A 10635-nucleotide genomic window follows, 5' to 3' on the forward strand; every position below is an offset into this window, starting at 1 on the left:
AGACCGCCGTTTCCGAAGCGAACCAACCAGACGGACAAGCTGGTGTCGCTGGACTATGGCGGCGGCGGAACTAGTTGAAGATCGGGATCGATCGCGATTCTCAGTTGACCATCCATTGCGACCGACGTGCCGTTTCCGAGTGAGACTCTCTTGCCGGCGCGGAGGGTCAGATTCCCGCCGCCTGCCACGGCGAAGTTGGGACCGACCAGGATGCGCTGACAGTTTTCCTCGGTCACGATGCCCATGACCGTATCGTCACTCAGCGCAAGATCGGGACAGGGGATGAACTCGTAAGAGCCGATATCGCACGCATTTACTCTCGCCGCACCGCGTTGATCGTTGGGCGGACAGGCCGGCGCCGAGCCAACATCGATTGCGTTGCTGCCGTCGAGCAGCGCATGAGTCATCGTCGGACCACCGTTGTCGGAGAGACTCGGGTTGAGGCCGGTGAGGTTGCTTGGGATCGAGCCACAGGTCGTATCGTCGGCCAAGTTGCCGCCGTTGTCGGTCACCAGACCGGCGCAGTTGCTGCCACTGAGGCTCTGGCCGATGAGGCTATTGGTGAGCGTCGCGGCGGAACCGGCATAGAGGCCGCCACCGAAGCCAGCCGAGTTGCGCGCCAAGGTACTGTTTGTCAGGGTGGTAGTCGTACCGACGAAGCTGAACAAGCCGCCGCCGCCAAAGCCGGCTGCGTTCCGCGAGAGCGTGCTGTTGGTCACGTTAAGGGTCCCGTCGCCCGAGTTGTAGACGCCGCCACCGAAGCCGGCCGTGTTGCCCGATAGGGTAGTGTCGGTCAGGGTAACCGTGCCGCCACCTGAGTTGTAGATGCCGCCTCCGAGTACCGAGAGGTTGTCCGATAGGGTGCTGTTTGTCAGCAGCAATGTGCCGCCGTAGCTGTAGACGCCGCCGCCCTTGAGAACGCCGTCGGCAACACCGTTGCTCACAGTGGTCGTATCCAGGGCCAGGCTACCGCCTGCCGTGAGGTGGAAGATACGGAAGGGTGGTGCTCCTGCACTCCGCGCGATGAGGTGCCCGTTTCCCTGAACCGTGACGTCGGAAGCGATCGACGGCAGACCGTTGGCCCCGCTGGTCGTGTTGTCGATGGCAGTGAGAGTTACGTCCTGCGTAAGGCTCAGAATGTCCGCCCCGACATCCCCCGACGGGCAAGAGCCGGTAGCGGCGTCGGTGTTGGCCGCCGTGATTGCGTCCACCAGAGTGCAGCTGCCGTCAACGATGATGATCGCTGGGGCGAGAGGCCGCGGCACCATGAGAAGTGTCGCCAGGACGACGCGGCCCGCCAGGGTAGACTTCATACTGGACTCGTACCTCCCCAGAGCCTTTCCGAAGGTCTGTGCAAACGGCAGTCTATAGGTTCTTCGAACCTCTATCGGCAGGCCGACGGGCTCACAACGTGCCTAGTGCTGCTGCGCCTGGAGAAAACCGTCGAGCCGCGAGCCGCCGTCGCCGTCCAAACCGAAAAACCGCACGCCCATTCCAGAAACGGCCTCGGTTGCCTCGTCGGTGTGACGGACGACTTCACCCCTGCCGTAGATTGGAGTCTCATCGTCCGGAAGCCGAAGAGTGAACGGTAGGACGGAGCCCACGGGCAGAAATCGGTTCGTACGCAGCAGCATGCCTGACTGTGAGACGTTTTCAATCTGACAGACGCGGTGGAACCGCACGGAGTCGACGATCATCTCCGCTTCAGCGAACAAATGGACGGACGACCGATCTCTGAGCTTGAGCGTGTCGGTCACGACCCTGAGTGCCTGGGACAGATTCGTGCAGATCGTGACGAGCCGGAGAAGGCTCGGTGAGATGTACGTGAGATTGCGTTCGTAGCCTTCCTGAACCAGGAACAAGAGGGGGGAATTCACCGACGCAGACTCCTTGCTGCGGAGAGTCCGCAGGCAATTGGCCGGTTCCAGACCCGAGAAGGGCAGTTCAGCGACCAGGAGATCGAACGCGCGACGCCAAGCGTACGCTTGGAAAGCCAGGCCGTTCGCTACCGGTTCGAACTTGACGTCGACCGGCGTCTGCAGTGCTTCCAACCTTGCCAGGACCGTGGGCCTGGCGATGGCGGCGAGAGCTCTCTTGGTGTCGTCCATCTGGGCCGATCCACTAGTATACAGAGCTTTTGCGAGGCTCGACGCTCGTGGCTACGCAGAGTTGTGTGCCGCCGCTTGGCGGTGGCAACGCGCCGGGCGCTCTGCGTGGCGTGGCCAAGAGGGAGATTGGCGATACTGTAGGAGCGTGAAAAGGCTGAGATTCAACAGAGAGCGGCTCGAGAAGCGCCGACTGAGTCGCTTCATGGTCGTCGACTTCCATGCCACCTCCTCTGTCGTTGATGTGGTGCTGAGAGATCTGAACGCTCAGGGTATGTCGATTGAAACCCGTCGGCCGTTACGGGTTGGCGCGAGCTATCCATTCAAGATTCGTAATGGTCGAGAGTCCGTGGCGCTTACCGGGGCAGTCAAGTGGTGCAAGCTCCTGCGCATGATCGACATCGGCGGTGGGGAGTCCCAAGCCGTCTATCGGGCCGGCATCGCCTTTTCTGGGTCCGTTGACGATTTCCTACCTCCGGTCGAGTCGGTCGGCCCACGGTCGAGAGCCGAGTCGGGATCTCCAGCGGGCGGTGTCAATCCTCGACGCATGAGGGGACCCTCACGCGAGTGTCCCGACTGCAGGGTCCCGGCGGTCGTCGGTCAACAAAGGTGCAGGATATGCGGCGCGCTGCTTCCGCAGTGACGGCGCTTCTGTCAAGAATATGAGCCAAGTCGCAATCGGCCTTTCGCCGGTCGCCTAAGTCCAGGCTTTCGGCCGAAGCGAGGGGTGACCTTCGCTCGGAGAAGGCCTGTCTCAGGGAACCAGGGTTGGGTCGATGCCGGCAGAGAAGCTGCCGTCCGAAGCCACGACAAACCCGTCCCCGAGAGAGATCACTTCGCCGGCGCTCAAGGCCAGATTGCCCGAGCTCAGGACGGTGAGAACCGCCGCCGTAATTGACAGGCCGGCATCGTGAGTCTCCTGGCCGTCGACGCTTACGTTGCTGAGAACCAGGTGGTTGGGGCGAACCCTGACACTCACCGAAGCTGTCCCTACGCCGCCCGCTGTGTCGGTCGCCGAGGCGGTGATCACATGGTTGCCTTTCGACAAGACCGCCGAGATCGCGCCTCCGGTCCCCAGTGCACCGTCCTTGCTGGAGGTCCAGGCGATACTTGCGGTGATGTCGCCTCCGGCCGAGTCCATGGCTGTTGCAGCGAAGGCGACCTGGCTGTCTTCCGCGAAGGTCGAGCCGCCGTTGGGCGAGAGAATCGTGACGATCGGCGAAGATCCTGCAAAGCTCGCCGTGCAGGTGATGTCGGCATCGAGGGTGACGGTGCCGTCGGCGCAGTCGGCGTCTCCGCTCCAGCCGCCGAAAGCCGAGCCAGCGGCGGGGGTCGCGGTTAGCGCCACTACCGTGCCAAAGGCATAGGCCTCGGAGCAGTCGGTGCCGCAGTCGATACCGGCGGGACTCGAGGCGACGTGGCCGCTGCCTTCAACGCTAACGGTCAGAGTCAGCTGCTCCTCGCTGTCGAAGGTCGCTGTGCACGTCGTGTCTTTCTTGAGCGTCATCCGTCCGTCCGCACAGTCAGAATCTCCACTCCAACCAGCGAAGGTGGAGCCGGCGGTGGGGGTGGCTATCAGGTCGATGACTGCTTTGTGAGGGTAGCTCGCGGCACAGTCGGCGCCGCAGTCGATGCCGGCGGGCGCGCTGGTTACCGTGCCGCTCCCGCTGCCGGCCAGGTTGACCGTGAGGGTCCTCTGGTTTGGATCAAAGCTCGCCGTACAGGAGGTGTCGGCATCGAGGGTGACGGTGCCGTCAGTGCAGTCGGCATCGCCGCTCCAGCCGGCGAAGGTGGAGCTGGTGTCGGCAGTCGCGGTAAGCGTGACGACCGCGCCGAGATCGTAGGCTTCGGCACAGTCGGCGCCGCAGTCGATGCCGGCGGGCGCGCTGGTCACCGTGCCGGAGCCCGACCCCACTTTTGACACTGTCAAGAGGGGGCCCTCGACCGAGCATTCGATCCTCAGGGCGTAGATCGTGGCGTCGTGCGTGATTACGAGGACATCCGAGGACGAGAACTCGGAGCCGCAGAGATGAATCGCGCCATCGGGATGTGTCGCTCCATCAATCGTTACCGGTGTGGAGAGTTCTGGCAGGGTTGCGGAGGGCGTGATGGTCTGATCACCGGAGCCGAGCAAAGCGAAGTCGATCAAGTCGTTATCTTGTATCGCGTTAGCCGCGATGATCGCTTCACGGAAGCTACAGTGGATCGCGTCACAACTTCCGTCGTCGAGGTCGTCGGTAGTGTTGACGGAGAAGGTGGCCGCCAAGCTTCTAGCGGGAACGAAGCTCAACAGGATCAAAAACAAGAAGGCTATGGGTTGCTGCTTTATCACCGGTTTCTTCGCTCGCCGTTTGGCGGGAGCGTCGTCGGCTCTCTGTGGCATGGTTCACAGTTGCTTGCATAATCGGCTTCGAGAATGCAGCTGTCCACAGGTTGTTAGTGGAGGACTTCACACCGTGGCGAGGAGGACCGCTGCAACCGCAATTGTTGCGGACTCGCCCGGGCTCGGACCATTCGCCGCGGTGCCCAGCGCGTGGTCGGCGCACCAAGGAGGAGGGCTGAAGCAGCTATTCTCTAGCCGCCAGCCGGGGATGAATTCTCGAGCGTTCGCAAGTAGTGTCTGAGGATCCTCAGATGCTCGGACGAGATCTCGATCGTGCGGGTCGCGATCTCGTACCTCCCTCCGACCATTTGCTCGCCGCCCGCAATCCAGCCCATACTTGGCGGCCGCACCATGTCGGATTTGACGACTCGAACAGCCATCTCTATGTTGGGCTCCGACCCAGGAATCTCCAGACGAACGTCGACCAACGCGCCCGGTGGCAGATTCTCAGAGCTCGAGAATTTGAGTCCGGCCAGACTGAGGTTGAGCGTCTTCAGCCGATGGCCGGAGGTTGTCCAAGTGCTGAAGCTGCCGCCCAGGACAACTTCGAAGCGGCGGTTGGATCGCCTATCCTCGCCGATCAAGTGGACCTGATTGCGGCCGCCGGCTTTCGCCGAAAACGCGGCGCGCTGTGCCTGGCGAAGCAGCTCAGCTGCGTTCCTCGCGTCGCCGGGGAAGGTCGCAACCCCTACGCGAACCGTAAGCTTGCCGCCCGGCTGATGGTCTTCCCCAGGGAAGTACTGCAGCTCCACCTGCTCCCTGATTCGTTCGGCGACTTGCGCGGCAGCCACCTTCGGTGTCGCCGGCAAGGTCAAAGCGAACTCCTTACCACCCAACCGGGTCTTGCCGTCGTCGACCCGGAGTGATTCGCCGAGGATACGGCCGATCGTCGCGAGAGCTCTGTCGCCCGACTCGCGCCCGTTGCACTCGTTGTAATGCTCGAAGTTGTCGATATCGATCATCAATAGAGACACCGGCCGGTTGAAGCGTTCGCCTCTGTGCAGTTCTCTTCCCAGGCTTTCTGAGAAGGACTCGGAGTTGGCCAGGCCCGTCAACTCGTCCCGGTCTGAGTGGTCACGCCTTGGCTCGCCTAGATGAATCTCGATGTCGATAGGCTTGCCGAGCTTGCGCTGTGCTTCGATGGAATAGCTGACGAGAGCTACACGTGGATCGAAGGCCGCAATCCGGTTCGTCTCCACGGCGGTCCAGTGTCTGAGGACTGCGCGCCAGCGATCTTTCGCCCTTGTCGGAGCGACCCGAACGCCCCCGAGAAGGTACAGCCATTCGCAATAGACGGCAGGACCGTGGCTGCGCTCTATGGCTTCGAGCTCCGTCTCCAGGTCCCGGATCTTCGGCTGGGCACGGTCGAGTAGATCCTGGAGCCTTTCTGCCAGCGACTGTGCTGTCTTACTCCGCCCTTTCTTTTTCTTTTCCAAGCCTTGTCTCTCCCCAAATCGAGAAGGCTCATCGATTATCTCCCTTTTTTCACTCGCCCGCGGAGCTGGTGGACTGCGGTAGCATCCGTTGCAGTGCGTAACCGTTCGGATTCAAGAGGTTGGAGATGGGCGAGCTAGAGGTTCTTGAACAAAGGATAGAGGCCGGCACCTGCCTCGTCGGCGTGATCGGTCTCGGCTACGTCGGTTTGCCGCTCGCTTTGGCATTCGCCGAGCAAGGGATTCGAGTTCTCGGCTTCGACGTCGACGAGGACAAGATCGCGGCCCTTGCGAGCCACCAGACCTACATTGACTACATCTCCGCGGAGCGAATTGCCGGGGCCTCGGACGACGGACTCCTGGCCGCGACCAGCGACTTCGGGCGGTTGGCCGAGCCGGATGCCCTGCTCATCTGTGTCCCGACGCCACTGACTCAGCACCAGGCTCCCGATCTTTCCTACGTCCTCAAGACCGCGGAGGCAATCCGCCAGGCGATCCGACCCGGCCAGATCGTGATTCTGGAGTCGACGACCTACCCGGGCACGACCGACGTCGAGTTACGTGGCGTTCTGGAGCAAAGCGGTCTACGCTGTGACGAGGATTTCTTGCTGGCCTTCTCGCCCGAGCGCGAGGACCCCGGCAACCCGGACTACAGCACGCCGAAGATCCCGAAAGTGGTGGGAGGTGTCGGCGAGCGCTCCGGTCGGGTGGCAGCAAAGCTCTACGCCAAGATCGTGCCCGAGCCCATCGTGGTGTCGTCGTCCCGGGTCGCCGAGGCGACCAAGCTGACCGAAAACATCTTCCGGGCGGTCAACATCGCGCTCGTCAACGAGCTCAAGGTGCTCTTCGGGGCCATGGAGATCGATGTTCGCGAGGTACTCGACGCCGCTGCCACGAAGCCCTTCGGCTTCATGCGCTTTGATCCCGGCCCTGGCTGGGGCGGGCACTGCATTCCCGTGGATCCCTACTACCTCGCCTGGAAGGCGCGCGAGTACGGCCTGTCGGCGCGGTTTATCGAGCTCGCCGGGACGGTCAACGTTGAGATGCCTCGCTGGGTCGTGGACAAGCTGCAACGCGCTCTAAACGATCGTGGTCGTTCCGTGCGCGGTAGCCGTATCCTGGTTCTGGGCCTGGCGTACAAGCCCAACGTGGCCGACCCTCGCGAAAGCCCCGCTTTCGAGATCCTCAGCCAGCTGCACGAACTCGGTGCCGACTACAGCTATCACGACCCGTTGATTCCGGTGGCGCCGCCGATGCGCTCGTGGCCGGAGCTGCCGGCACTCGAGTCGAGTCCATTGACCGCCGAGATCCTGGCTTCTCAGGACGCGGTGGTCCTGGTGACCGACCACGCCGCGGTCGACTACGATCTCGTGCTCGAGCACGGCCCGCTCGTCGTCGACACGCGCGGTGTGTATCGGCAGGCCCACGAGAAAGTGATCAAGGCATAGCGGGCGCTTCGGCGCGCACCGATTTCCGGCGCCTTCGATTGGCCTCGTCGAGACTTCAAAGGGGGCGGCGTGTGCACCCGGAGAGCTTCTCAGAAGCCATGAGATCGAGCTGCCGCCCAATCGGAACCACGTTGAATTTCTCCGTGAGAATCGCCAGGTATCGGCTCGCCTGATCGAGCTTCCAGCGACTCTCTCGTTGCATCGCCGGGAAGAACGAGAGAGCTTCGGTGTCGTCGCAGCCGAGGAAGTCCAGAGGATGTAGGACGATCGATGGGGGAACGGCCCTCAACCTGCAGAGCCAGAGCGCCAGCTCGAAGTAGTAAACACCCAACCGTGGTGCGACGGCTTGAAGATAGTGCAGGTAGGTGAAGTGGATCGGCGTGCGAAACAGAGGCATAGTCGTAACCGGGACCTCGATGAGGGCTCCTCCTTCGCCGAGGCGCCAGCGGTATGGCCGGAGCGGTCGAAGGCCATCGTTCAGCTTGCCGAACAGGCGTGCGCGACGGTGCCGCTGCTCAGCGCTGAGCCTGGTGGAGCGGAAGTAGAAAGCTCGCGACAGTGGTCCGAGAAATGTCGGAAGGGTGCTGGCATCGTAACGATAGCCAAGGGCGGTCAATGCTCCGAGAGTCTCGTACGAGAGGCTGTAACCGGGCCCACGGAATCCTCGCGGTCGCTCTCCCGTGGCTTCCTCGATTGCCTTGTGGGCGAGTTCGATCTCGGTTGCTATCTCTTCTCTCGAGTAGAGATGCAGCCAAGGCTCGTGGCGATGGGAATGATTGCCGATCTCGTGCCCAGCCGCCGCGAGGGCAGAGAGCAAGCGATGATTCTGAGGTCGCTCGGCGTCCTTGCCGACGACGAAGATGGTGATCTTCAGGTCTCTTTCGGCGAGGAAGTCGAGCAGGCGCGCGACGAAGAACTCCAGGTAGGAGGGCCATTGTCGCCACCCGGGATCGCCGTGGATCCGGAGATAGGTCCATTGGTCGTCGAGATCGAGCGAAAGACTGGCGGTCGGTCTCATGCCTTGTCGTCCAGAAGGGTTCGGAGTCCCGATTCGGCAAGTTCGATCGTCTCGTTCACGTTCAGGGTCCCGTTGGCGATCTGAGCCGAGTTCACCAGATAGAGGTGGGGGATCGATGTCTTCATGGTCGGCAGTGTGGCGGAGTAGTCGAGCGTCGAAAGGGCAAGAACATGACGCACCCTGGAAACTCGAAATGCGGCCACTTGCCCGCGGTCGAAGCCAGGATGCATCCCCGTGAGCGCGGACAAAAAGGACTCCTCGACCTCTTCGTCGCTGAGCGAAAAGAACGGATCGTCTGATGCGAGGTACCTCGGAAGATAGATGAGGGACCTCCCGCCGAACTGCGAGCGGTCCACCAGCGCGGACATCTCGATTACTCCGGTAAATGGCATTCCATCGTCGAGGATGTTGGTGACATAGTAGCCGGCAAGCGGTCGATCCAACAGCACGGATGCGCACACGATCCCGAGGTAGCGCACAGCCTCCAATTTGGCTCGCTCATTTGGCGTGAGCGTTGGGCACATGGACACGGCCAGGGGCGGTGGAACGGTGAGGACCACGCGGTCGAACCTCTGGATCGAGCCGTCGTCGAGCTTCAAATCGATTCCGCCATCTTCGTAGTCGACGTTCTCTACTCGCTGCCCGCTGCGGATCTCCACGCCGGCTTCCTTCAATGCCCTCGCCAATCGATCGAGAACCCGAGCATAACCTCCGGGCACGTAGCCGAAGACCTCTTGCTTGCGTCCAGCTCGCCGGGCCGCATTGAGGCGAGCTATGGTAGCCCATATGAATGCGGCCGAGGTCTCCCGGTAGCTCTCTCCGAGCTTGGATCGGAGCAGAGGCAGCCAAAAGCGCTCGAATGCGCGTCGGCCCGACCAGCGAACAAGCCACTCCGCGACCTTGACCTTTTCCAGGCGGCGGCCGTCCCGGATCGTGGAGGCGTAGGCCAGGGTGGCAGCTACTCTGAGCTTGTCGACCAGGCCCAGGTACGGGAACCGCAGAAACTCGACCGCGTCGGAAACGGAGTACAGACGCCCGCCGGCATAGCATGCGGTCCGCGTTTGCTTCCACTCGAGTTCTTCTTCCAGGCCGAGCTCGCCCAACAGTCCTCGCAAGTGGGCGTCCGACTTCAGGGTCACGTGGTAGTGGCGGTCCCACAGCACATCGCCCAGAGGCCAGCAGCTCGCCAGTCCGCCGAGGTTCTTGGCCGCCTCGAAGAGTGTGACTCGCTGGCCGTTCTGGGACAGACGCAGGGCCAGGGTGACTCCCAGAATGCCACCCCCGACAATCCCCCAGCTGGAGCTCCGTTCAGCGGTCACGGATCCTCAAGATGGGACGCTCGGTTTCTGTTTGTAGAGGAACCACCTGGCGTCGTCTAGAGGATATGGAAGGTCTGCCTTGTCGGGGACGAGCCTCGAGAAGCCTTCGAAAGCTCTGCCTGCCCGGCCTCGCCCCAGCTTGTAGGAGAGCAGTGAACGAGCATGCCTCCAGCTCAGCCGTTTTCGCGGTCTCCCGGTCGCGACGCGTTCCAGCTGGTGTTGATCCATCAATAGGTCCAAGCTCTGCGGGCAGAACCAGTGGAGAACACTGGGTGGGCTGTATTGATGCCAGCGGGCGCCCAGGCCTCTAGCTGTCCAGCTCTGCCAGTTCCAGGTTTCGATGAGAACCAGACCGTGTGCTGCAAGGCAGTTCTTCATGTTCCGTATGGCCAGTTGCAGATCGACCAGATGAGATATCACCTGGAGCAAACAGATCAAGTCGAAGTCTGCCTCCTCACTGAATTTCTCGATAGTACCCTGGCGCACGTCGAGCCCGAGCTCTTCACGCGCATAGAGGGCCATCCGTCGATTGGGCTCGATGCCCACCCCTTGCCAACCCGATTCCACAAAGGACTTGAGCGAAAAACCTGCAGCAGCGCCAACATCCAAAACCCGGCCCGGAGAACCAAGGTAGGACTCAGCCAGGTTTGCATACCGTGCCCCTCGGGCCCTAAGGAGAGGCTCTTCCTCGAGATAGCCGGGATACCCGGCGCGCCCGTCCTGGAAGTAGTCGTCTCCGTATGTCTCTTCGACATGCTTGGCTGAGTCCGGCGGCCGGGTCATTCGGTGCTGACAGCCGTCGCACTCGTAGATTTGATGGTGCTCGATAGCGAAGATCGGACGCACCGGTTGATCGCAGATGCAGCAGCTCTTGATGGGCATACGACCTTAGCGGACTGTCCGAACCGGCGTTTCCGTGTTTCCCTCCG

At 62.0% G+C, this 10635-nt stretch carries 8 protein-coding genes; 1 reads left to right on the forward strand and 7 read right to left on the reverse strand.

The genetic code is table 11. The features are described from left to right. Positions 1 to 53 precede the first annotated feature (53 nt). The 4 genes from GY769_13120 to GY769_13135 all read right to left on the reverse strand — a co-directional run bounded on the left by GY769_13120 (position 54) and on the right by GY769_13135 (position 5924). Positions 54 to 1313 (reverse strand): hypothetical protein, encoded by a 1260-nt coding sequence (locus tag GY769_13120; GenBank protein MCP4202858.1) that lies wholly within the window; start codon positions 1311 to 1313, stop codon positions 54 to 56. A 102-nt stretch (positions 1314 to 1415) separates the two neighbouring features. Next, on the reverse strand, positions 1416 to 2108 hold the full coding sequence (locus tag GY769_13125) for a hypothetical protein (GenBank protein ID MCP4202859.1): 693 nt from the start codon (positions 2106 to 2108) through the stop codon (positions 1416 to 1418). A gap of 751 nt (positions 2109 to 2859) precedes the next feature. Next, entirely contained in the window at positions 2860 to 4488 is a 1629-nt protein-coding gene (locus tag GY769_13130) for a CSLREA domain-containing protein (protein MCP4202860.1), read from the reverse strand. Positions 4489 to 4679: 191 nt separating this feature from the next. Beyond that, positions 4680 to 5924 (reverse strand): diguanylate cyclase, encoded by a 1245-nt coding sequence (locus tag GY769_13135; protein ID MCP4202861.1) that lies wholly within the window; start codon positions 5922 to 5924, stop codon positions 4680 to 4682. 125 nt (positions 5925 to 6049) lie between these two features. Between GY769_13135 and GY769_13140 the strand changes: the two genes are divergently transcribed. Then, positions 6050 to 7369, forward strand: a complete 1320-nt coding sequence (locus GY769_13140; GenBank protein MCP4202862.1) for a nucleotide sugar dehydrogenase — start codon at positions 6050 to 6052, stop codon at positions 7367 to 7369. 55 nt (positions 7370 to 7424) lie between these two features. On the opposite strand, the gene GY769_13145 is transcribed toward GY769_13140, so the two are convergent. From GY769_13145 to GY769_13155, 3 genes are read right to left on the reverse strand one after another with little or no spacing between them, the layout of a single operon-like run. Beyond that, a complete protein-coding gene (locus GY769_13145) occupies positions 7425 to 8387 on the reverse strand; it encodes a polysaccharide deacetylase family protein (protein ID MCP4202863.1) in 963 nt (320 codons plus the stop codon). Next, positions 8384 to 9706 carry an NAD(P)/FAD-dependent oxidoreductase gene (locus GY769_13150; protein ID MCP4202864.1) on the reverse strand — a complete coding sequence of 441 codons (1323 nt, stop codon included), beginning with the start codon at positions 9704 to 9706 and terminating at the stop codon, positions 8384 to 8386. Before GY769_13150 ends, GY769_13145 begins: the two co-directional genes overlap by 4 nt. Before the next feature lie 6 nt (positions 9707 to 9712). Further along, positions 9713 to 10552, reverse strand: a complete 840-nt coding sequence (locus GY769_13155; GenBank protein ID MCP4202865.1) for a class I SAM-dependent methyltransferase — start codon at positions 10550 to 10552, stop codon at positions 9713 to 9715. Positions 10553 to 10635: the final 83 nt, after the last annotated feature.

It is taken from the genome of bacterium, assembly GCA_024224155.1.
In the GTDB taxonomy this organism is placed as follows: domain Bacteria; phylum Acidobacteriota; class Thermoanaerobaculia; order Multivoradales; family JAHEKO01; genus CALZIK01.